This is a genomic window from Glycomyces tarimensis (assembly GCF_054776215.1).
Window position 1 is genome coordinate 210,665 of record NZ_BAAHCB010000005.1, and the last position, 21,789, is coordinate 232,453.

The following is a 21,789-nucleotide window of genomic DNA, read 5'->3' on the forward strand; positions in this document are numbered from 1 at the left end:
GGGCCGGGTCTATGCGCGTCGCAGTCCATGCTCACGGAACTTACCGGATGGGGGCCACACCCCGCCAGGCGGTTGCGGTCGCAGACACCTCCAGGCGTGGCCGGGCACCGAAGCCGAGTGGGGGTCCTGACCGGAGCCTTTCGCGTTGGCTGCAAGCGTACTGCTATCGCATGCTCGGGTCCGTCGATGATGCCGGCGACGTGGTCCAGGAAGTGATGGTGCGCGTGGCGAGGACTGGGCCGGTTCGAGGACCGCGGCTCGGTCCGTCCCTGGCTGTACCAGATCGCCACCGACCGGGGCCCGACGCGGCGCAAGATGAAGGCGGTCTCGGCCGCTGGGGCCGAGACCGCCTGATATCCGCTCGCCTGTCAGCCGATGGTGCAGGTCAGGTCCGGAGCGGTGTTCGAGCTGCCGTAAGTGGCGTTCAACCCGAACGAGGTGGACTGTCCGGAGGACAGCGTGTTGTTGTGGGACGCGCCGGTCGCCGTGACCGAGGACCCGGACTGGTTCAGTGTGGCCGACCAGCTGTTGGTGACCTGCTGGTCGCCCGGCCACGTCCAGCTCACCTCCCACGTTCCGGAGCCGCCGGTGCTGGCGACCTCGACGTTGGCGGTGAAGCCCGAACCCCAGTCGTTGGCGACGGTGTAGGTGGCGGTGCACTCGCCGTCGGCCGGCGGGTCGGTGGGCTCAGGCGGGTCGGTCGGGTCCGGGGGGTCGGTGGGCTCGGGCGGAGGCGGGGAGCCGCCGCCGAACCACACGTCCGAGCAGGAGTAGAAGGTCTGGTCGAGGTGGCTGGCCTGCCAGATCACGTAGACCACGTGGTGTCCCGTCCGGCCGGGCGCGCTCACCGGGATGTCGACCGCCTCGCCCGGCTGGTAGACGCCGGTCTCGACGACGCGCTCGAGGTCGCCCCAGTCGAGCGCGTCGGTGGTGGCGTCGTATCCCTGCCGGGTCACGTACACCCAGTAGTAGTCCGCGCCGTGCGTCGCCTGGTCGTCGTAGTGGAGCGTGAAGTTGTTGCTGAGCGAGGTGGTGTGCCAGTTCCCCGGCTCGTCGAGCGAAGCGTAGTCGGACTTCCCGCCGGAGCAGAGCTGGTTGTCAGGGATGCGTTGTTCGTGCTGCCCCTGCATGCCCTCGCGGAGCAGGCTCATCCAGCTCCACATGGTGTTGGGGTTGGCCTGGAAGGCCTGGTAGCACATGGGGTCCTCGGTGGCCATGTCCGGGTTCACGTGGTCGTCGCCCCAGCGTTCCCAGCAGCTGTACTGCCGCGCGGCCGGCGAGGTCGCCGTGCCGTGCGCGGAAGCCGTCTGGGCGGTGAAGAACAGCGCCGAAGCGCCGGCCATGGCCACCGCCGCGAACGCGAGGATGAGGCTTCGGACGCGGTTTTTTCTCGATCTGAGCATGGTAGCGCTCCCAGGAACGGAAACATTGACAGCCATAAATATAGCTGACATATGGGCACAATGTAAATACCCGTCGGGCCCGAGAGTGGGAGCGATGACGCTCAGTCCGCGAATGATCGCCACCAGTACCGCGTCCCTCGGCAGCGGTACCTCAGCGACCGTCACGCTCGCGTGCGGCGCTTTCCCGGCTGCTCATTAGGATGGGGTGACATGCACCTGACCCCACGCCGGGGTCCGGCCACGCAGGCGAAGGGGCCGGGCGCAGCGTGGCCGTCCTGCTCAGCATCGACGCCAGATGCCTTGCCGGAGAGTGTGCACTGGGCCTCACCGCCGACCCGGCCGAGCAGGCCCTGCTGCGAGAACGGCTGCACTGGACTTGAACGGCGCTTGACCCCGATCTCCACATCGCGCCTGCACTCCTCGGCGACGGGGTCCGCCCCTACGGGTCGAAGTGGTGGTGCTCTCCTGACCGAGGAGGCCGCCGCTCGGATCGATTCGGGGTCACTTCCGCCAGAACAAGTGGTGCGTCACGCCGCTCGGGCTGGGCACGATCTCGAGGTGGAACCGGTCGAGCAGCTCGTGCGGAGACTCCCAGAGGCGCTTTCCGGAGCCGAGTTCGATCTGCGAGACCGCCACGTGCATGGTGTCGACCAGGTCAGCGTCCAAGAACTCCCGGATCACGGTGGCCCCGCCGCCGAGCCGGACGTCCTTGCCCTGCGCCGCCTCCCGCGCGCGTTCGAGGACCGAGGCCGGGTCGCCGTCGGTGAAGTGGAATGTGGTGTCCGAGAGGGTGAACGATGGACGCGGGTGGTGGGTCATGACGAATACCGGCGTGTGGAACGGCGGCTCCTCGCCCCACCATCCCTGCCAGCTGTGGTCCTTCCAGGGGCCGCGCTGAGGCCCGAACTTGTTGCGGCCCATGATCTCCGCGCCGATATTGTTGGCGAAGTCGCGCGTGAAGTAGTCGTCGAGGCCGCGGCTCCCGCCGGGATCGGTGCGGTTGGGCCAGCTCGCCGTGGCGCCGGCCCACGAGATCATGGCCCCGGGGTCGGCGTGGCCGAACGGCCGCTCGAGACTCTGGCCTTCACCGGCTCCGAATCCGTCTAGCGAGACGCTGAAGTTCTGCACCTTGAGAAGCTGGCTCATGGGGATCTCCTTCGCTGGTGACCATGGCGCTGACGATATTGAGACTCCCCGAGCCGGGCCGACTCATCGCTGCGAGCCGAGCGGATGCTGCGATCTAGGTCACTGTCAAGTGCCCCTCGGCGGAGGACCTCGTCACCGGGCGCCGTTGCACGGCGGCGTTCCGCGCAACCCCGCTGCCGGCCCGCACAGGACGGAGACGACGTGGGCAACAGTGCCCGACAAACGCGGCAGGCCGCTCTCTGGCGCTCTGAGTCGTCATCACCTCGCGAGCCCGCCGCCGCTGTGCGGCTACGTCGCGCCTGTTGTGCGACCGGCTCAGCTGCGGAACCAGGCAGGCCGCCGGGGTCCTCGACGCCTTTACATTGACATACTTCGATTTATTTGCGCATAATGGACTGTCGACCACACCCAGATCCGTATCGGAGCGCTCATGTCCCCTCGCCCACGAACCGTGAAGGCCATCGTCACCGCCGGCGCCGGCATGCTGCTGGCGCTGTCCGTCGCCGCGCCGTCAGGTGCCGAACACCCCGAGCCCGCACCGCAGGGCTATGCCGTCGAGGACATCGGCGAGGACTCCTGCACCTACTTCCACACCATCGGCGAGATCCGTTGGCCCGCCACGCATCCCGACGAGCATGACGTGGCCGTGGCCGGCTGGAAGGCCATCGCCGTACCCGACGTCGCCCCCGGCTTCCCGAACCCCTGCAACCCGGTCATCAACGAGCCGCGCCAAGTCGAGTTCACCTTCTCCGGTTCGGGTCTGCCCCTCGGCGAGCACATCGTCCCCTTCCCCGAGAGCGACTCGGGGACCGATTTCGAGTTCACGTTCGCCGCGGCGACCGAGGTCGACACCGTCACGGTCGCCGTCTGCCAGCAGCGGCGGTCCGACGGCTCGACCTGGCCGGGGCGCTGCGCCGAAGCGCAGACCATCACGCTCGACGGCGCCGAGCCCGAGGACCCCTACTGCCGGTACTCCTACTCGGTGAACCAGTGGGGCAGCGGCTACCTCGCCGAAATCGCCATCACGCCGCTCACCACGGCCTCCTCGGGCTGGGGGATCGAAGTCGTCCTGCCCGAAGGCGGCACTGTCAGCGCGCTGTGGAACGCCGAATGGACGCAGAGCGGTTCGTCGATCAGCATCGCCAACACCGAGTGGAACGCAGCCGTCAACGCAGGCGGCACCGCCTCGATGGGCTTCATCGGCACCGGGCAGGCCCCGAGTCCGGAGGACGTCCACGTCGTCGTCGACGGGAACGCGTGCGGCCGATAACTCGGCTGCCGGACCGATCCCTTCGCCGCCGCCCTGACCGCCGGCGATGAAGGTGTACCGCTCGCCCAGCAGCGACGCGATGATGGCGCCGGTGCCGTTCCAGCCCAGGTCCATGCCGGCCATGCTCATCTTGCTGGGCTCGAGCTGGAGGTGGGCGTTGTGGGCGGAGACCAAGGTCGGGCCCCGGCGGGCCTCGAGGTCGCGGATGTCGAGGAGGTTCAGCGCCATGAGCGCGTCCCTGGTGCCGGACAGGCGCGACCACCTGTCGCTGTCGTCGATGCGCTCTGCCGCCTGCCGGTGGTAGCGCAGCAGCCCGAGCCCGGTGGTGAGGTGGATCCTGGCCCGGTGCCAGTCGGCGCGCGAGGTCGCCGCGATCAGTTCGGGCGCACGGGCGTAGAGCGAGGTGAGCATGTCGTCGGCGATCGCTCGCAGCCTGTCGGCTTCGGTGGTGGCGCCGGGCGACTCGGCCGGATCCATGACCGCCTCGTTGCGGCTCCACCGCTCGTCGTCGCCGACCAGTCCCGCGAGCTCGAGCTCGGCCCCCAGATAGTCGCGTCCGTATTCGAGGTAGCGCCGTGGGCTGGCCGCGCTGAACTCCAGCGGAGCGTCGATGCCGTGGAAGGCCAGTCGCTCCTGCGGGGGCCGAGCGGCGTTGTAGTCGCGCATCCAGGCGACGAGTCGACGGTTGGCGTCGAAGGCGCCGAAGCCGTGCGAGAAACCGTCGCTCATCGCCGCGTCGAGGCTTCCCACTCCGTTCTGGACGAAGTCGTCGACGACGAGTGCGGCCACCCGGTCGGTCTCGAGCGCGAACGACCTGAAGCCGGAGTCGACCAGCTCGGCGAACACCTCGTTGCGGAACCGCCCGAAGGCCGGATCCCCGTGCGCCGGCTCGCCGAGGCCGAGCAGATCGGGAGCGTCCTTGATGAAGTCGCGAATGTCCTGAGTCATGGCCTCAAACGTATCGTTGAAACATCGGTTGAGACTTGTAGGAAGTCTGACATTGAACAGGTGCAGTAAAGTCTCAACCAATGGTGAACTTGCGGCCTTCGGATCTCGCGCGGGAGCACGGCCTGTCGACCCAGGCGGTCCGCAACTATGAGCGCGACGGATGCATCCCGCCCGCTCGGCGCACCCGCAGCGGCTACCGGGTGTACACCGAGATGCACGCGGCGGCGCTCCGCGCCTTCCTCGCGCTCGCCCGCGCTTACGGGCACGCGACCGGCACCGAGATCATGCACGCACTCGGCGACGGCGATCGCGAAGACGTCCTGATGGTCATCGACCGCGGCCACGAGCAGCTGCTCCGCGACCGGGCCACCCTCGACGCGGTCAGGGCCGCGGTCGACCGCCTCACGGCCGGAGCCGACGCCGTCTCGGACCGAGCGGCGCAGCCCGCCCCCTACAGCATCGGCGAACTCGCACACCGGCTTCGACTCACGCCCGCGACCCTGCGCAACTGGGAAGCGGCGGGCGTCCTCGCCCCCGAACGCGATCGGGCCACCGGATACCGCCGCTTCGACGCCGGCGACGTGCGCGACGCCGAACTCGCCCATCTCCTCAGACGGGGCGGCTACCCGCTGGACCACATAGCCGCCGTGGTCCGACAGGTCCGGAACGCCGGCGGCACGGAGTCGCTGTCCCGTGCCCTGGAGGACTGGCGGCGCAAGCTGACACAGCAGGGCCTGGCCATGCTCGACGCGGCCGCGCGACTCAGCGCCTATCTGGACATGCTCGAGTCACGCGAACCGAAGGCGTAGCGGCCTCGTGCTGTGGTGATGCCGCTTCCATTGCGCTGACACCCGGATCGGCGGCTCTGCGCAGGCAGGTATTCAGGCGTCTCGCCGAGGGAGCGGACGGGCCTGCCGACACCCGTGGCGATTGCTTCTCGCGCACGCGGGTAAACCGCTCGGATGGATGCTGACACTTCTACGGCCACGCGGGCCGCACGGCTGCTGGCCGACCTCTTGCGAGCGGCCGTGCTGATCGGCACGGTCATCATCGGGTTCTCCGGAAACATCGAAGGAGCCGTCCGATTCGGCCTGGTGTTCGTGATCCTGCTGGCCGCACGGCGGGCCGGCATCCCCACGCCCTTCGACGCGGCCCTGTGTGTGCTGCTGCCGCTGGCGGCCCTGGCGTCGGTGGCGCAGTGGTACCGCGAGTTCGCCTGGGCCGATTGGGTCATGCACTGCATCGCCACCGCCGCGGTCGTCGCCGCGCTGCACCTGCTGGCGGCCCGCACGCCGCTCATACCGCCGCTGGAGGAACAACGCCGCGCCGCGACGGTGGTGTGGACCCTGATGCTCGGCCTGACCGTCGGCGTGGCGTGGGAATTCTACGAGTGGGCTGTGCTGAGGGTGTTCGACATTCCCATCAGCGTCGGCTACGACGACACCATCGCCGATCTGGCCATGGACGCCCTCGGCTCGGTCCTCGCCGGCGCGGCTCTCGTCGCATGGACGGCACGGACGGCCATAGAGCAGGCCTCTGAAGCGGCCCCGACTCGGGCGCCCTAGGCGTATTGCCTTGGTAGGTGGTGAACGCGGGAGGTGGGTGGGCGACCCCCCTTCTGGACGGCGCGCTCACGAACGCCTCGGACCGCCGTAGCGATCGGCGAGGCCGATGAGGACCATGTCGTCCCGCTCGGCTGAAGAGCGCACCGAGCGGGAGAACCGGATCCGCTGAACGAGCCCGGCCCTGCCTCGCAGGGCCGCACTGCCGGCAGGGCAGTGCGGGCTCCGTTGCCGTGGAGCCGGCGTTGTGTCCGACGGGGAAGAGCACCGGGCCTTGACTTCGCGAAGGGAAATTGGCACACTTCGATGTGTCAAATGGGAGCGCTTCCGAACGAAGGACATCGACATCATGCGAAGAGACCGAAGGCGTAGGAGCCGGCCGGCGATCATCGGCTTGGGGGTCGCCGCGCTCGCCGCAGGCGCACTGACGATCGTCACGGCACCGGGCGCCAGTGCCGAAGAGGGCTGCGAGGTCGACTACAACGTCGTCAGCGAGTGGGGCTCGGGCTTCCAGGCCAATGTCAGCATCACCGCCGGCGAGGCGATCAGCGGCTGGACGATCGAGTGGGACTTCACCAGCGCTGTCTCCGGCATCAGCGCCTGGAACGTCACCGAGCAGTCATTGAGCGGCTCGCACTTCACCGCATCGGACGCGGGGTGGAACGGCTCCGTCGCCTCCGGCCAGACCAGGGAGGTCTTCGGCTTCACCGCCGGCGGCACCGCGGGCGACATCGCCGACGTCACCGTCAACGGCGTCAGCTGCGACGGCGAGGGCGGCGGCGAGCAGACCACCGACCCCGAGCCGACGGACCCGGAGCCGACCGAACCCGAGCCGACCGACCCGGCTCCGGCGGGAACGCCCGTGGAGCGGCACGGGGACCTGCACGTCTGCGGTGCCAACATGTGCGACGAGCACGGCCAGTCGATCCAGTTGCGCGGCATCTCGAGCATGTGGCTGCACTGGCAGACCCAGCCCTACGCCCAGAACCTCTCGGCGCTGGAGTGGATGCGGGACAACTGGAACATCGAGGTGTTCCGGGTCGCCATGGGCGTGGAGCCCGAGGGCGCCTACCTCTCCGATCCCGACCGCTGGCGCGCCGAGGTCGAGACCGTCATCGACAACGCGGCGACCGCGGGGGTCTACGTCATCGTCGACTTCCACGCGCACCACGCGCATGAGCACCAGTCCGAGGCGGTCGCGTTCTTCTCCGGCCTGGCCGACCGCTACGGGCACCTGCCGAACGTGATCTGGGAGCCTTACAACGAGCCCGAGCAGGTCTCATGGTCCGGCACGGTCAAGCCGTACCACGAGGCCGTCGTCTCGGCGATCCGCTCGCAGGACCCCGACAACATCATCGTGCTCGGCAGCCCGACCTGGTCGCAGGACGTCGACGTCGCCGCCTCCGATCCGGTCTCGGGCACCAACCTGATGTACACCCTCCACTTCTACTCCTGCACCCACGGCGCGAGCCTGCGCGCCAAGGGCGACACCGCGATGAACGCCGGACTGGCACTGTTCGTGACCGAGTGGGGCGCGAGCCACGCCGACGGCGGGCTCGACGGGCGGGTCTGCCTCGACGAGGCCCAGCGCTGGGTCGACTGGATGAGCGCCAACAAGGTCTCGTGGACGGCCTGGAAGCTGGACGTCGGCAACGACTCCACGAACCTGCTGTCCGACGGCGCGCCCGTCACCGGAGGGTGGGACGGCCACCTGCACGGGCACGCGCCCTTCGTCGTCGACAACCTGCCGTAGCCGAGCCGACGCGATGCGGGCGAGGGGCCGCCTCAGACGACGCCCATCGCCAGCATCGCGTCGGCGACCCGGGTGAATCCGGCGATGTTGGCCCCGGCCAGGTAGTCGCCGGGCGAACCGTACTCGTCGGCGGTCTGGAGGCAGCGATCGTGGATGTTGCACATGATCTTGGCGAGCCGCTGCTCGGTGTACTCGAACGACCAGGAGTCGCGGGTGGCGTCCTGCTGCATCTCCAGAGCACTGGTGGCGACCCCGCCGGCGTTGGCCGCCTTCCCCGGGGCGAAGGTCACGCCGGCCTCGGCGAAGACCGCGACCGCCTCGGGGGTGCAGGGCATGTTGGCGCCCTCGGCCACGATCGCGCACCCGTTGCCGGCCAGGGCCGCGGCGTCGCGGGCGTTGATCTCGTTCTGAGTGGCGCACGGCAGCGCGATGTCGCACGGGAGCTCCCATGGGGAGGCGGCCTTGGCGAAGCGCGCCGCATCGCCCCGCCGCTCGGCGTACTCGTCGATCCGGCCGCGCCGGACCTGCTTGATCTCCTTGAGCAACTCGAGGTCGATGCCGTTCTCGTCGACGACGTATCCGCTCGAATCGGAGCAGGCGATGACGGTGCCGCCGAGCTGGTGCACCTTCTCGATCGCGTACAGGGCCACGTTTCCCGACCCGGAGACGACGACGCGCTTGCCGTCGAAGGAGTCGCCGCGCGACCTGAGGATCTCGTCGGTGAAGAAGACGGTGCCGTACCCGGTGGCCTCGGTTCGCACTTGCGCTCCGCCCCAGGTCAGGCCCTTGCCGGTGAGCACGCCCGACTCGTAGCGGTTGGTGATGCGCTTGTATTGGCCGAACAGGTAGCCGATCTCGCGGCCGCCCACGCCGGTGTCGCCCGCCGGGACGTCGGTGTGCTCGCCGATGTGCCGGTACAGCTCGGTCATGAACGACTGGCAGAACCGCATGACCTCGCCCTCGGAGCGGCCCTTCGGATCGAAGTCGGAGCCGCCCTTGCCGCCGCCGATGGGCATGCCGGTGAGGGCGTTCTTGAAGGTCTGCTCGAAGCCGAGGAACTTCACCACCCCCAGGTACACCGACGGGTGGAAGCGCAGGCCGCCCTTGTAGGGGCCGAGGGCGGAGTTGAACTCGACGCGGAATCCGCGGTTGACCTGCACGCGGCCTCGGTCGTCGACCCACGGCACGCGGAAGATGATCTGGCGTTCGGGCTCGCACAGTCGGCGGATGATCGCCGCGTCGGTGTACTCCGGATGCTTGGCCACGACGGCTCCGAGACTGCCGAGGACCTCGCGAACGGCCTGGTCGAACTCCGCCTCACCGGGGTTGCGTCGGAGCACTTCCTCGTAGATGTCGAGCAGTTTCTCGTCCAAGACTGGCACGTTGACGTCCCTTCCGTTGTCCGCGACCGTGTGAAGGATATCGTTCCCGCATGCGTGCCGAATATCCGTCGACGCGGGCGGGGATCCGGCGCCGAAGGCCCCGGGGCCGCGCCGGTCAGGAGATGTCGGCGGTGACGGTGGCGATGTGGTGTTCGAACTCGGAGAGGCGCACGTGGATCTCGATCTCCCAGCGCCCCGGCAGCGGCAGGTCGAGCTCGGCCCGGTGGCCGCCGTCCGGATCGGGGCTCGCCTCGGTGGTGATCGGTCCGAAGTCCTGCTCGGGGAGGGAGGCGAGGACCATCGGTCGCTCCAACGGTTCCATGGGGCGGCCGTCCGCGTCGGTGAGTTCGAGGGTCAGCGTGTTGGGCCCGGTGCCGCCAGGGGCCAAGACCGCGCTCAGCTCGCCCGTCCCGAGGTCGTGTCGCTGCGTGACGGTCGTGTCCTCGGCCTCGGACGCCTCGCCGTCGGGGTTCAGATGCACCAGGGTCGCGGTGACGGCGATGACCGACAGCACGGCGGCGGCCTCGGCGAGCAGGACCCGGCCGAGCCGCCGCAGCCCGTCCCGGCGCTCCGCGCCACCCTGGACGGCCGGGACCAGTCGGAACCGGTTCCAGGCCGCCAACCCCGCTGCCAGCGCCACCAGGCCGACTTTGACCAGCAGCAGCCGGCCGTGGTCGGAGCCGAAGAAGCCGCCCCATTCGCGGTGGATCATGACGGCCATGGCGAGGCCGCTCGCTCCTAGCAGGCCGACGGTGGCTCCCGCCCAGGTGGAGAACCGGGCCACGACCGTCGCCGGACCGGCCGCGCCGGCGCCCGCGCCTCGGGCGTGGCGCAGCAGGACGATCAGGCCGATGAGCCCGCCGGTCCAGACCGCGCCGGTGAACAGGTGCACCACGTCGGCGCCGGCCATGAGCCAGCGCGGGCCGAACAGCATCGAATGGCCGATCAGGACAGGACCGGCGGTTGCCGCCGCCGCCGAACCGAGCGCCAGCGGCGCGGCCCAGGAGCCTCGGCCGCGCGTGAACCACCAGTGGGCCGAGCCGACTCCCGCGGCGGTGAGCACCAGGATCGCGACCGTTTCGGTTTGGACGGTGGCGCTCCATGCCCCGATGTCGACGATCCGGCTCAGCGGCAGGCCCGCCACGGCGAGGGCGTCGACCGGGACCGCCGCGGCGGCGGCGATGACCGCGATCGCGCCCGAGAGGCGCAGGAGCCGGTGCCGCGGGCGCCCCGGCCACAGGCCGCGCGCGATGGCGATCTTGAAGAACAGGAAGCCGGCGAACACGAGCAGACCCAGGTAGTGGAGGGCGTTGACGGCCATGGGCGCGAGGCGGTCGCTCTCCTCGGCGACGGGCTGGTCGACATGGACGGGAGCGCTCGTGCCGGTCCCCACGGCGAAGGCGACCGCGCCGGCGATGGGGTGGGCGTCGGTCGAGATCACCCGCCAGCTCAGGACGTACCGGCCTTCGTCCAGATCCGGCACGGTGATGACCACATCGAGGTCGGTCGCCGTCGCTTCCACCGGATGGTCGCGGCCGTCCTGGTCCACCAGCCGCATGGCGTCGGCCACCGGATCGACGGGCTCGTTGAAGGTCAGGGTGACCGCGCTCGGGGCCGCTTCGAGGACGGCGCCGTCCTCGGGGTCGCTCTCCAGCAGCGAGGCGTGCGCCTGTGCCCGCGACGCCGGCACCAGTACCAGCAGCATCGCCGCCAGGGCGAGGGGGATCGCGAAGGCGGTCGCCGTTCGCCGCCGGCGGCGTCCGGGGCGTGCGGTCATGAGGACCGGCGTCCTCGGTACAGTCCGATCGCACCGAGGACCGTGCCGACCGCGCCGAGGGCGAGCGCGACATAGGTGAGCGCGTCGGACGACGTTGCCGCTTCGGCGGCGTCGGCGACGGGTTCGGCCGCGGCCGCCTCACTCGACTCGAGGGCCGTGTCGGCGGCGGTGACCTCGATGAACGGCGCCGGCTCCGCCAGCTCCTCGGGATCGTGGCCCTCGTCGGCGATCTGGATCCAGGCGTGCTCGCCTTCGGGGCAGGTCTGGACCACCGGGAAGTAGAGCGTCTGGCCGGCGGTCTCCTCCGGCAGGCGCAGCGACAGCTCGAACACGTCCCGGTAGCCGTCGGGCAGCGGCTCGATCGCGGTGTAGACGACCTGGCCGACTCGTTCGGTCACCTCGTTGCCGTGGCTGTCGGTGACCGGTTCGTCGAGGGCGGTGTCGACCTTCTCGATCTCCCAGCCGGCGTTGACGGTCGGGGAGACCGACAGGATGGGTTCGGGGATCTGGATGGCGACCTCGGTGGTCGGCTCGCCCTCGCATCCGTGGCCGATGCTGAAGGTCAGCACCGTGTAGGTTCCCGCCACGGTGTTGTCCGTCTTGACCGTGGCGTGTGCGGAGGCCGGAGTGGACAGACCGGCGATCACCGCGGCAGCGGCGAGGGCGACGACGGTGCCTCGGGCGAGCAGGCGTTTCGGGGTGGGGCGCATGGTGTTTCCTTGTGTTCGAAAGGCGGTCGCCGACCGGTGGACCCGTTCGGGCGGGGGCCGGACCACCGCCGAAACGTCACCGGCCGCGCTCCAATGATGTCATATATTGACAAATAACGATATTGTGGCCGCGGCTCGGGCCGCGCCGCCCGCGAGTCCCTGGGCGGCCCCGTCAGCCGGGCGGGGAGGCGGGTCCGAATCGGGCGTAGACGCCCGGTGAGAACAGCACGCTGTCGGGCGGCGCGTCCGTCACGCCGGGCAGGCCGGCCGCCGCGACCAGATGGTCGCGCAGGGACAGCAGGCTCGCCTGGTGCAGCCGCCAGGGGGCGTGCTGCGACGGCAGGTAGCGGCCGCGGTGGTGCAGGCCCCATCGCGCGGTCAGGAACAGCTCCAGCGCGGAGGGCGTTTCGATCGGCTCGCCCACCCGCACCTCGAGTCGGCTCGGCGGCCCGATGCGGCCGGGACGGCAGGTATACGCCACGCGGTCGCCGCGGCGCCCCATGCGCATCTGCGACCAGCGATACGGCAGGCGCAGTCCGGCGCGGGCGACCGCCACCGGCACCAGACGGGAGGCGTCCATCGACAAGAACACGACCCCGCGTCGCCCGGACTCATCGACGGAATACAGCCGCACGTTCGTCTCGGGAAAGCTGCCGAGATAGGGGAGCGGGGGAGTGCCCAGCACGCGGGTGCGGTGCATCTCGAACGCCACCAGACCCACATAGGTCCTCGCGTTGAACAGGTCCGGCCGCGCTCCAGCGGGCAGCAGATGCCGCACCGCATCCGGGTCGACCGCCCAGTGTACGAAGGTCGCCTGCCGCCACCATTGCGCCAGCACACCGAGGCGGACCGGTCGGGGAGTGGTCGGGGTCACCGGCTCTGCCATCACCGGCTCCCGTGGTGATGGAGGGCGGTGCCCGGGCCGTGCAACGCCGTGAATCGCATTCGATGTCCCCTTGCCGTCATCCGCCACCGCTTCGCCCACGCAGGGCGTCTGCAGAGCCTAACAACGGTCGGCCGCGGGCGAGGCGACCACGGCGCCGCCTTGATCCGGTCCGTGTCCACCGCCTCCTTGAAGTCTACTGAGGACTGTAATGCCGCACACCATTCATTTCTCCATTTCCCAGAAGCAACATCCGGAACGGTAGGGTTGCGTTCAGTTCTGGCACCGACTCACCGTCGCGCGGTGCGCTCTCTCGCTCGTCGACTCGAACGGTGCTGCATGCTTTCACCTGCCCGCCCGCGGCTCGGCCGTGCCCGGTTCGCCCTCCCGCGCCCGCTGGTGCCGTTTCTGCGGATCGAGCTGCTGGCCGGGCTGCTGGTCGCCCTCGCGCTCATCCCCGAGGCCATCGCGTTCTCGATCATCGCCGGCGTCGATCCCCGAGTCGGCCTGTTCGCCTCGTTCATCATGGCCTGCTCGATCGCGTTCCTCGGCGGACGCCCCGCCATGATCTCGGCCGCGACCGGTGCGATGGCCCTGGTCGTCGCCCCATTGGTCGCCTCCCACGGGGTCGGCTACCTGCTCGCCGCGACCATCGCCGCCGGACTGATCCAGGTCGTGCTCGCCTTCACCGGCATCGCCAAGCTCATGCGGTTCATCCCGCGCAGCGTCCTCACCGGCTTCATCAACGCCCTGGCGATCCTCATCTTCCTGGCCCAAGTGCCCTACTTCTGGGGCGAGAACTGGATCGTGTGGACCATGGTCGGCGCCGGCCTGGCCGTCATCGTCGGTCTGCCCTACCTGACCAAAGCCATCCCCGCGCCGCTGGTCGCCATCGCCGGGCTGACGATCGTCACCGTCGCCTTCGGCATCGCCGTCCCCGACGTCGGCGACCAGGGCGACCTGCCCTCCGGACTGCCGTGGGTGGCGCTTCCGGAGGTGCCGCTGAACCTCGACATGCTCGCGACCATCGCCCCCTACGCGCTCGCGCTCGCCGCGGTCGGCCTGCTGGAATCGCTCATGACCGCCAAGGTCGTCGACGACGCCACCGACACCCGCTCCAACAAGACCCGCGAGGCCGCCGGGCAGGGCATCGGCAACGTCCTGGTCGGCTTCTTCGGCGGCATGGCCTCGTGCGCGATGATCGGCCAGACCATGATCAACGTCAAATCCGGCGCGCGCTCGAGGCTCTCGACGTTCTCGGCCGGGATCTTCCTGCTCATCCTCGTCGTCGTCTTCGGCGGCGTCGTCGCACAGATCCCCATGGCCGCCCTGGTCGCGGTCATGATCTTCGTCTCCGCGGTGACCTTCGACTGGCACAGCATCAAACCGAAGACCCTCCGCAAGATGCCGATCAGCGAGACGCTCACCATGGTCGTCACCGTCGCCACCACCGTGGCCACCCACAACCTCGCCATCGGCGTGGGCGCCGGCGTCATCGTCGCGATGGTCGCCTTCGCCCGCCGCGTCGCCCACCTGGTCGACGTCACCAGCGTCACCGACCCCGACGGCTCGACCGCGATCTACGCCGTCACCGGCGAACTGTTCTTCGCCGCCAGCAACGACCTGGTGCAATGCTTCGACTACGACGGCGACCCCGACAAGGTCGTCATCGACCTGTCCGACGCCCACGTGTGGGACGCCTCCGCCGTCTCCGCGCTCGATGCGATCGAGGCCAAATACGCCGCCCGCGGCAAGGCCGTCGAGATCATCGGCCTCAACCGCCGCAGCGCCCACCTCCACGGTGAACTCACCGGCACCCTCACCGGCGCCCACTGACGAGGAGTGCGGCGGTCCGCGCCTCAGCCGGATTCCTCCTGGGCACGCGTGGCCGCGAGGGTGCCGAGCAGCGCGAGGGCCTCGGCGCTGGTGGAGCCGGGCTCGGCCTGGTAGACGATCAGTTCCTGGCCGGGTGAGGACTTCACGTCGAAGGCCTGCATGCTCAGCGTCAGCGCGCCGACGTCGCGGTGGTTGAACCGCTTGCGCTCCACTCGCTTGCCGCGGGCGTCATGGCGTTCCCAGAGCCGCACGAAGTCCGGGCTGCGTTCGGTGAGCGTCCGGAGGATCTCGCCCAGGCGCGGATCGTGCGGGTCGTTCCCCTGGAGCATCCGAAAGCCCGCCACGGTGTTGGCGGCGACGAGTTCCCAATCCGGGTAGAAGCGCCGCGCGTCCGGGTCGAGGAAGACCTTCAGCAGGAGGTTCGACCCCTCCCCGAAGTCGTCGAACAGCGCGTACGCCAGGCGGTTTCCGGCCAGGACGTCATAGGCGCGTCCGAGCACGATCGCCGGGTTCTGCGGCCACATGTCCATCAGCCGCAGCAGCTGGGGATCGACCCGCTCGGGCGCCGCGCCCGCAGGCGCGCCCGGAGCCAGGCCCGCCACCCGGTAGAGGTGCAGGCGGGCGTCGTCGTCGAGCTGGAGCGCCCGGCTCAGCGATTCCAGGACCTGCGCCGAGGGGCTGTTCTCGCGGCCCTGCTCGAGGCGGACGTAGTAGTCGAAGCTCACCTTGGCCAGCATCGCGACCTCTTCCCGCCGCAGGCCCGGCACGCGGCGGGTCCCGTGGCTGGCGATGCCCGCGGCCTCCGGGGTGACCTGGGCGCGCCGCGCCCGAAGGTAGTCGCCGAGTGGTGTCGCTGTCATGCCGCAAGTCTATGGCCGCGGGGCGCCGCCAGCCTGGGTGTGCTGCACCCAGGCACATCGCGGCCTTCCCGAAGCGCGGTCGGCGGGCGAGAGTGGAACCCATGACACCGAACGAACGCACGGACGAAACCATGAAGACCGAAGGACGCTCGGACTCGAAGGTGGTGCTGATCACCGGCGCCAGCAGCGGCATCGGCGAGGCCACCGCCCGCCGGCTCGCACACGACGGCCACCACGTGGTGCTCGCGGCCCGCAGGACCGACCGGCTCGAGGCGACGGTGCGAGAACTGACGGCGGCCGGGCTCCGTGCCGAGGCACGCCAGCTCGACGTCACCGACCGGGCGGTGTTCGACTCGGTCGTGTCGGGCGTGATCGCCGAGCACGGCCGCCTGGACGTGCTCGTCGCCAACGCCGGTGTGATGCTGCTGTCGCCCCTGGAATCGCTCCTCGTCGAGGAGTGGGACCGGATGTTCGACGTCAACGTCCGCGGCCTCTACAACGGGCTCGCCGCCGCACTGCCGCAGTTCCAGTCGCAAGGGGGCGGCCACTTCATCACCGTGGCGTCCATCGGCGCCCACCAGGTGGTGCCGACCTCCGCGGTCTACAGCGCCACCAAGTACGCCGCCTGGGCGCTCACCGAGGGCCTGCGTCAGGAGACCGACCCGAGCATCCGGGTCACGACCATCTCGCCGGGCGTGGTCGAGAGCGAGCTCGCCGACCACATCACCGACCCGGGGGCCAAGGAGGCCATGAAGACCTATCGCGCGGTCGCCATCGCCCCGGCGACCATCGCGGACACGATCAGCTTCGCCATGTCGCAGCCGGGCGACGTGGACGTCAACGAGATCATCGTCCGCCCGACCGGCCAGACCGACAGGCTCGCAGCCGCGCGATCATGAACGAGCAGTCGCCGGGCCGCCGCCATCCTCGGGGGCGGGGCCCGGGGCGGGGGACCAAAGTCCCGACCGCCGCGGACCTCCGCAGGGTGGCCGGCGCGGCGACCGGGTCGATACTTGACGAGTGAACGATGCGATCAGGGTGTTCCTGCTCGACGACCACGAAGTGGTCAGGCGGGGTCTGTGCGAGCTGCTCGAACGCGAGGGCGACATCTCGGTGGTCGGCGAGGCCTCTGGGGTGGCCGAGGCGCTGCGCCGAGTCCCGGCGAGCCGTCCCGACGTGCTGGTGGTCGACGCCCGCCTGCCCGACGGCGACGGAGTCGAGGTGTGCCGCCGGATCCGCGCGGTGGACGACTCGATCGCCGTGCTGGTGCTGACCTCGTACGAGGACGAAGAGACGCTGTTCGCCGCCATCGAGGCCGGCGCGGCCGGGTTCCTGTTGAAGCAGGTCCGCGGCACCGACCTGGTCGACGCGGTGCGCAAGATCGCCTCGGGCTCGTCCCTGCTCGATCCGAGAGTGACCGGCACGGTCCTCGAACGGCTCCGCACCGGGTCCCGGGTCCCACCGGAGCTGGAGGTGTTGACCGAGCAGGAACGCAAGATCCTCCGACTCATCGGCGAGGGCATGAGCAACCGGGAGATCGCCGAGCGAATGCACTTGGCGGAGAAGACGGTCAAGAACTACGTCACGCGCATTCTCGCCAAACTCGCTCTCAAGCGGCGCACCCAGGCGGCGGTGCTGGCCGCCAAGCTCTTCGGCGTCAAGTGACGGCTCAGAGCGGGATGCTCCAGTAGAGTTCGGTCCCGGACGGCTCGGCGTCGCCGAACTTGAACGCGCCGCCGAGCGATTCGGCGCGGGAGGCCAGATTGGCCAGGCCGCGACGCGGCGCCGTCGGCGGGATCCCGCAACCGTCGTCGATGATGGTCACCGTCAGACTCCCCGATGCGACCGTGACGGTCACGGCGACGTGACTGGCCCCGGAGTGGCGGGCCGCGTTGCTCAGCGCCTCGCGGAGCATCGCGAGGACCTCGATGCGCACCGGCTCGGATACGGCGCTGTCGACCGGACCCTCGAAGCTGACCTCGGGGGTGAAGCCGAGCTGGTGCCGCACCACGCCGAGCAGGCCGTGCACACTCGCCGAGAGCTGCTGCCCGGTGTCGGTGTGGAGGCTGAAGATCGCCGCCCGCAGGTCGGCGATCGCACCGTCGATCTCGTCGACGGCGGCATTGACGCGCTCGGCGGCCTCCGGCGTGTCGACCAGGTGGACGACGCTCTGCAACTGCAGTCCCGTGGCGAACAGCCGCTGGATGACCAGGTCGTGCAGATCGCGCCCGATCCGGTCCCGGTCGTGGAAGATCAGCAGCCGCTCCCGGTCGGCCTGCGAGGCGGCCAGCGCGTGGTAGAGCCGGGCGTTGTCGATGGCGGCGCCCGCGGCCGCCGCGAGCGCCTTGATGATCTCCTCGTCATCGTCGGTGAACAGGCCGCCGTCGCACTTCTCGGTGAGACACAGATTCCCCCAGGCTTTGTCGCCCACCATGATGGGGACGCCGAGGAAGGTCCGCATCGGCGGATGTCCCGGAGGAAAACCGATCGAGGCGGGATGCTCGGCGAGATCGACCAGGCGCAGTGCTTCGGGCACGTCGATGATGTGGCCGAGGAGGCCGACGCCGGCCGGCGGCTCCCCGAGCGCCGCGATCTCCTCCTCGCTCAGGCCGAAGGTGCGGAAATCCCCCAGACCGCCGGAGTCGTCGAGCACGCCCAGCGCACCGTAGCGGGCGTCGACCAGCTTGCAGCCGGCCTCGACGATGCGGTCGAGGACGGCGGCGAGGTGCAGGCCGGAGCCGATGCTGATCACGGCGTCGAGCAGGGAGCGGAGGCGCTCCCTGCCGGCGACGATCTCGTCGATTCGCGAGCCGAGCTCGGTGAGCAGTTCGTCGATGGGGCGACGCGGTTTCGACGAGTCGAACGTTGGCGCGCCTGGTTCGGGCGGTGGGGCCATGCGTTGATGGTATCCGTCCCACCCGCACCAGGCCGAGCTCAGCGGCGCAGCCCGGGGATCAGGACGGCCGCGACGACCATGTGCATGAGGACCAGGACCACCACCGCGGCGGTGCTCTCCGCGCCGAGCGGACCGAGCGGTACGGAGAGGGCCAGCACGATCACGGCGGTGATGGTCCAGATCCGACCGGACTTCGCGGTGAGGCGCTCCAGCACTGCCAGGAGCGCCCAGGCCGCCAGGCCGACCAGCACGCTCGCGATGACGACCGCCCAGGGCCCGATGTGAATCCTGGCGTCTTCGGCCCCGGCGACCAGGCTGACGCCGAACACGCCTACCGCAACGGCCCAGAGGGCCAGGGCCGCTGCGGGCGCGACGACCACGGAGGCGAGGAATCGCTTGAGTCTGATGTTCATGCCGGTCAGCTTCGCCCGAGGAGCGGCCCGGCCGCATCGGTCCGACGGTCGCACCGGCCCCTCCCTCGGGCCCGGACACCCCCGACTTTCGTCGGTGACGACCCGCCCGAATCCGGCGCTAGCCTGGTCCGATGCGCGCCCCACGGAACCCGATGCTCCTCCACATCACCGGCACGATCGTCGGGATAGGCGCCCTCACCGTGGTCGCGCTCTGGGCGGGATCGATGTTCAGCGTCTTGGGCGTCACCATGGCCGCCCTGAGCCTGGCCGCCGCGGTGGTGCAGCTGTGGCGACCGGTCACCGGCACGCTCGCCGCCGCGCTCCTGGCGGCCGTCTCCCCGATCGGGACGCCGGCCGCGACGGCCGGCGTGCTGCAGGTCGCGCAGCGCCGAAGCCTGCCGGTCGCCGCCGCCGTCGCGGCAGCGGGGATCGCGGCGCACGTGGTGCAGCGGTTGCTGCATCCGAACCCGGCCATCTCCTTCGAATGGTGGGCCGTGCTGGACGTCGTGGCGCACGGCGCGCTGCTCGGATGGGGCGCGCTGGCCCGCTCGCGGCGGCAGTTGCTCAACTCGCTGCGCGAGCGCGCCCGCCGGGCCGAGGCCGAGCAGGGCAGGCGCGTCGCCGAGGCCCGCGCCGCCGAACGTCGCGAGCTCGCCCGCGAGATGCACGACGTGCTGGCCCACCGCCTCTCGCTGGTGTCGACCTACGCCGGGGCGCTGGAGTACCGCCCCGACGCCCCGCCCGAACAGCTCGCCACGGCCGCCGGAGTGGTCCGCAGCGGCGTACACCAGGCGCTCGACGAACTGCGACAGGTCATCGGCCTGCTCCACGAGGAGGACGATACCGACGGGCAGGGGCTCGTGCCCACGCTGGCGGATCTGCCGGCCCTGCTGGACGAGACGCGCCGCAGCGGCCAGCTGATCCACCTGACCGACGAGCGCACCGAGGACGCGGAGCCGCCCGTCTCCGTCGGACGGACCGCCTATCGCGTGCTGCGGGAAGGACTCACCAACGCCCGCAAGCACGCCTCCGGGCTCCCCGTGGCGGTCACGCTGCGGGGAGAACCCGGGACGCAGCTGCTCGTCGAACTGCGCAACCCGCTGCCGTCCGAGCCCTCCGAGACCGAGCCCGGCGGCGGCCTCGGCCTCGTCGGCCTCACCGAGCGGGTCCGGCTGGCCGGAGGGGAACTGGACCACGGCGCCGCGGAGGGCCGGTTCCGGCTCCACGCCCGGCTACCATGGCCCGCGTGATCCGCGTGCTCTTGGTCGACGACGACGCCCTGGTCCGAGCCGGGCTCTCGATGATGCTCGACGGCACCGCGGACATCACCGTGGTCGCCGAGGCGGCCGACGGCCGGGAGGCCGTCACCAAGGCCGACGCCCACGCTCCCGACGTGGTGCTGATGGACCTGCGCATGCCGCGCGTGGACGGCATCGAGGCCACCCGCAGGCTCCGCGCCCGCGCGAATCCGCCCGAGGTGATCGTGCTGACCACCTTCGACTCCGATGAGAACATCCTGCGCGCCCTGCGCGTCGGCGCCGGAGGCTTCCTGCTCAAGGACACGCCGCCCGAGCAGATCGTGGAGGCCGTCACCCGTGTCGCCGAAGGCGACCCGATCCTGTCTCCCGGCGTCACCCGGAGGCTGATGGAGCGGACCGTCGCGCAGGCCGGCGCCTACGAACGCGCGCGTGCCACATTGGCCGGGCTGACGCCCCGCGAACGCGAAGTGGCGCTGGCGATCGGCCAAGGCCGCTCCAACGCCGAACTCGCCGCCGAACTTGCCATGAGCATCACCACGGCCAAGGCCCATGTCTCCAGCATCCTCATGAAGCTCGGCTTGGACAACCGCACGCAGATCGCCCTCCTGGCCCACGACGCCGGCCTGGTCTGAGGCTTCGGCCAGCGGGTCCGCTCCGAGGATCGGCTAGGGGCGCTTGAGGTCTGCGATCAGAGAGGCGTAATCGGTGCGGGCGAGGCCGAGGATCGGCGAGGCGTCGCCGAGCTTGGAGTCGCGGACCTGGACGGCGCCGTCGTGCTCGCGGAGCTCAACGCAGTTGCCTTGGGTCGCACTGCGGCTGGATGTCTGCCATTCACGGCTCAGCATTGCTCAGGTACTCCTCGACACGCACGATGTAACTCAGTGTGTCCGAGAATACCTCGCGGAACCGCCCGACGGCCCGCCGGTCATCGATGTAGCGAGCTCCGTACTCCGACTCCAGGTAGACGAGCTCGGGACTGTAGGACCCGGCGAACGACATCAGCTCGAAGGAGCTCCGCATCGACGGGTGGAGTCCTTGATCCATTGGGAGAACATAGATCTCGACACTTTCGAGCTTCGCGATCTCTCGAAGGCGCTGCATCTGATTCTCGTAGTACTCGGCGCGTCTGATGCGAAGCAGGCATCCCTCGTTGAGGACGAACCGGATCTTCGCGAGCTTGCCCGGCGGGCGACTGAAAACGCTGTTTTGACGAAGGAGTTTGACTCGGTTGGCTTCGGTCACTTCGGTGGTGGTCACGAACGGGTTGGTGGCAGCGACCGCGTTCATGTACGGCTCGGTCTGAAGCAGCCCGGGGATGTATTCGGCTTCGTACGAGTCGATGGTCGCCGCTTCGCTTTCCAGAGTCAGGAAGGCGCCGAACCATTTCGGCATGGTCGTGAAGACGCTCTCCCAGCCGTTGGCATCGGCATCGCGTGTCTGCCTCGCCAGCGCTTGAAGCTCGAGCATGAGCTGCTCGGAGGCGCCGTATGCAAAGGCCCAACCGGCGACCGTGCCGGGATCCGCCTTCTGATTGCCGGACTTCTCGATCCGTTCGAGCCGGGTCTTGGTGGTGCCCAGCATGTTCGCCGCTTCGCGGATGGACAGGCCGCGGTCTTCGCGCAAGCCGCGGAGGATGACGCCGATGCGCCACTGCGCCAGTGATGGTGTGCTCACGCCTCAATGATCACAGA

At 69.9% G+C, this 21,789-nt stretch carries 20 protein-coding genes and 2 pseudogenes; 10 read left to right on the forward strand and 12 right to left on the reverse strand.

Annotated features, from left to right (window positions below):
• Positions 1-149 precede the first annotated feature (149 nt).
• A pseudogene (locus tag ACYVK3_RS06555) lies at positions 150-306 on the forward strand (sigma factor); the annotation flags it as partial.
• A 62-nt stretch (positions 307-368) separates the two neighbouring features.
• On the opposite strand, the gene ACYVK3_RS06560 reads toward ACYVK3_RS06555, so the two are convergent.
• Both ACYVK3_RS06560 and ACYVK3_RS06565 read right to left on the reverse strand, forming a co-directional pair.
• Positions 369-1,403 (reverse strand): lytic polysaccharide monooxygenase, encoded by a 1,035-nt coding sequence (locus ACYVK3_RS06560; RefSeq protein ID WP_460496482.1) that lies wholly within the window; start codon positions 1,401-1,403, stop codon positions 369-371.
• A 501-nt stretch (positions 1,404-1,904) separates the two neighbouring features.
• Positions 1,905-2,549: a dihydrofolate reductase family protein gene (locus tag ACYVK3_RS06565; RefSeq protein ID WP_460496483.1), complete on the reverse strand. Its 645-nt coding sequence runs from the start codon at positions 2,547-2,549 to the stop codon at positions 1,905-1,907.
• 430 nt (positions 2,550-2,979) lie between these two features.
• Here ACYVK3_RS06565 and ACYVK3_RS06570 point away from each other — a divergent pair, with 430 nt between their 5' ends.
• Positions 2,980-3,819, forward strand: coding sequence for a cellulose binding domain-containing protein (locus ACYVK3_RS06570; RefSeq protein WP_460496484.1), 840 nt, complete (start codon positions 2,980-2,982; stop codon positions 3,817-3,819).
• Between the two features lie 84 nt (positions 3,820-3,903).
• On the opposite strand, the pseudogene ACYVK3_RS06575 reads toward ACYVK3_RS06570, so the two are convergent.
• Positions 3,904-4,767, reverse strand: a pseudogene (locus ACYVK3_RS06575) (erythromycin esterase family protein); the annotation flags it as partial.
• Between the two features lie 80 nt (positions 4,768-4,847).
• On the opposite strand from ACYVK3_RS06575, the gene ACYVK3_RS06580 reads away from it, so the two are divergent.
• The 3 genes from ACYVK3_RS06580 (at position 4,848) to ACYVK3_RS06590 (ending at position 8,082) form a co-directional block, all read left to right on the forward strand.
• Positions 4,848-5,576 (forward strand): TioE family transcriptional regulator, encoded by a 729-nt coding sequence (locus ACYVK3_RS06580; protein WP_460496485.1) that lies wholly within the window; start codon positions 4,848-4,850, stop codon positions 5,574-5,576.
• A gap of 153 nt (positions 5,577-5,729) precedes the next feature.
• Positions 5,730-6,332 (forward strand): hypothetical protein, encoded by a 603-nt coding sequence (locus ACYVK3_RS06585; protein ID WP_460496486.1) that lies wholly within the window; start codon positions 5,730-5,732, stop codon positions 6,330-6,332.
• 346 nt (positions 6,333-6,678) lie between these two features.
• On the forward strand, positions 6,679-8,082 hold the full coding sequence (locus ACYVK3_RS06590) for a cellulase family glycosylhydrolase (protein ID WP_460496487.1): 1,404 nt from the start codon (positions 6,679-6,681) through the stop codon (positions 8,080-8,082).
• A gap of 32 nt (positions 8,083-8,114) precedes the next feature.
• On the opposite strand, the gene gdhA is transcribed toward ACYVK3_RS06590, so the two are convergent.
• The 4 genes from gdhA to ACYVK3_RS06610 form a co-directional block, all read right to left on the reverse strand.
• Entirely contained in the window at positions 8,115-9,464 is a 1,350-nt protein-coding gene (gene gdhA / locus ACYVK3_RS06595; protein WP_460496488.1) for a glutamate dehydrogenase, read from the reverse strand.
• Positions 9,465-9,579: 115 nt separating this feature from the next.
• Complete coding sequence (locus tag ACYVK3_RS06600; RefSeq protein ID WP_460496489.1) at positions 9,580-11,241, reverse strand: copper resistance CopC/CopD family protein; 1,662 nt, start codon at positions 11,239-11,241, stop codon at positions 9,580-9,582.
• Complete coding sequence (locus ACYVK3_RS06605; protein ID WP_460496490.1) at positions 11,238-11,951, reverse strand: YcnI family copper-binding membrane protein; 714 nt, start codon at positions 11,949-11,951, stop codon at positions 11,238-11,240. Before ACYVK3_RS06605 ends, ACYVK3_RS06600 begins: the two co-directional genes overlap by 4 nt.
• Positions 11,952-12,123: 172 nt before the next feature.
• Positions 12,124-12,837 carry a YqjF family protein gene (locus ACYVK3_RS06610; protein ID WP_460496491.1) on the reverse strand — a complete coding sequence of 238 codons (714 nt, stop codon included), beginning with the start codon at positions 12,835-12,837 and terminating at the stop codon, positions 12,124-12,126.
• Positions 12,838-13,173: 336 nt separating this feature from the next.
• Between ACYVK3_RS06610 and ACYVK3_RS06615 the strand changes: the two genes are divergently transcribed.
• Positions 13,174-14,670, forward strand: coding sequence for a SulP family inorganic anion transporter (locus tag ACYVK3_RS06615; protein WP_460496492.1), 1,497 nt, complete (start codon positions 13,174-13,176; stop codon positions 14,668-14,670).
• A 23-nt stretch (positions 14,671-14,693) separates the two neighbouring features.
• Here ACYVK3_RS06615 and ACYVK3_RS06620 read toward each other — a convergent pair whose 3' ends face one another.
• Positions 14,694-15,530 carry a helix-turn-helix transcriptional regulator gene (locus tag ACYVK3_RS06620; protein WP_460496493.1) on the reverse strand — a complete coding sequence of 279 codons (837 nt, stop codon included), beginning with the start codon at positions 15,528-15,530 and terminating at the stop codon, positions 14,694-14,696.
• Positions 15,531-15,631: 101 nt separating this feature from the next.
• On the opposite strand from ACYVK3_RS06620, the gene ACYVK3_RS06625 reads away from it, so the two are divergent.
• Positions 15,632-16,429 carry an SDR family oxidoreductase gene (locus ACYVK3_RS06625; RefSeq protein ID WP_460496494.1) on the forward strand — a complete coding sequence of 266 codons (798 nt, stop codon included), beginning with the start codon at positions 15,632-15,634 and terminating at the stop codon, positions 16,427-16,429.
• Positions 16,430-16,550: 121 nt separating this feature from the next.
• Positions 16,551-17,195, forward strand: coding sequence for a response regulator (locus tag ACYVK3_RS06630; RefSeq protein WP_460496495.1), 645 nt, complete (start codon positions 16,551-16,553; stop codon positions 17,193-17,195).
• Between the two features lie 4 nt (positions 17,196-17,199).
• On the opposite strand, the gene ACYVK3_RS06635 is transcribed toward ACYVK3_RS06630, so the two are convergent.
• On the reverse strand, positions 17,200-18,426 hold the full coding sequence (locus ACYVK3_RS06635) for a GAF domain-containing sensor histidine kinase (RefSeq protein ID WP_460496496.1): 1,227 nt from the start codon (positions 18,424-18,426) through the stop codon (positions 17,200-17,202).
• A gap of 38 nt (positions 18,427-18,464) precedes the next feature.
• On the reverse strand, positions 18,465-18,839 hold the full coding sequence (locus tag ACYVK3_RS06640) for a DUF6069 family protein (protein WP_460496498.1): 375 nt from the start codon (positions 18,837-18,839) through the stop codon (positions 18,465-18,467).
• 131 nt (positions 18,840-18,970) lie between these two features.
• On the opposite strand from ACYVK3_RS06640, the gene ACYVK3_RS06645 reads away from it, so the two are divergent.
• Positions 18,971-20,089 (forward strand): sensor histidine kinase, encoded by a 1,119-nt coding sequence (locus ACYVK3_RS06645; RefSeq protein WP_460496499.1) that lies wholly within the window; start codon positions 18,971-18,973, stop codon positions 20,087-20,089.
• Positions 20,077-20,730, forward strand: a complete 654-nt coding sequence (locus tag ACYVK3_RS06650) for a transcriptional regulator (protein ID WP_460496500.1) — start codon at positions 20,077-20,079, stop codon at positions 20,728-20,730. The genes ACYVK3_RS06645 and ACYVK3_RS06650 overlap by 13 nt, the downstream gene beginning before the upstream one ends.
• A gap of 33 nt (positions 20,731-20,763) precedes the next feature.
• Here ACYVK3_RS06650 and ACYVK3_RS06655 read toward each other — a convergent pair whose 3' ends face one another.
• Positions 20,764-20,943 carry a DUF397 domain-containing protein gene (locus ACYVK3_RS06655; protein WP_460496501.1) on the reverse strand — a complete coding sequence of 60 codons (180 nt, stop codon included), beginning with the start codon at positions 20,941-20,943 and terminating at the stop codon, positions 20,764-20,766.
• Positions 20,930-21,772: a helix-turn-helix domain-containing protein gene (locus tag ACYVK3_RS06660; protein ID WP_460496502.1), complete on the reverse strand. Its 843-nt coding sequence runs from the start codon at positions 21,770-21,772 to the stop codon at positions 20,930-20,932. The genes ACYVK3_RS06655 and ACYVK3_RS06660 overlap by 14 nt, the downstream gene beginning before the upstream one ends.
• Positions 21,773-21,789: the final 17 nt, after the last annotated feature.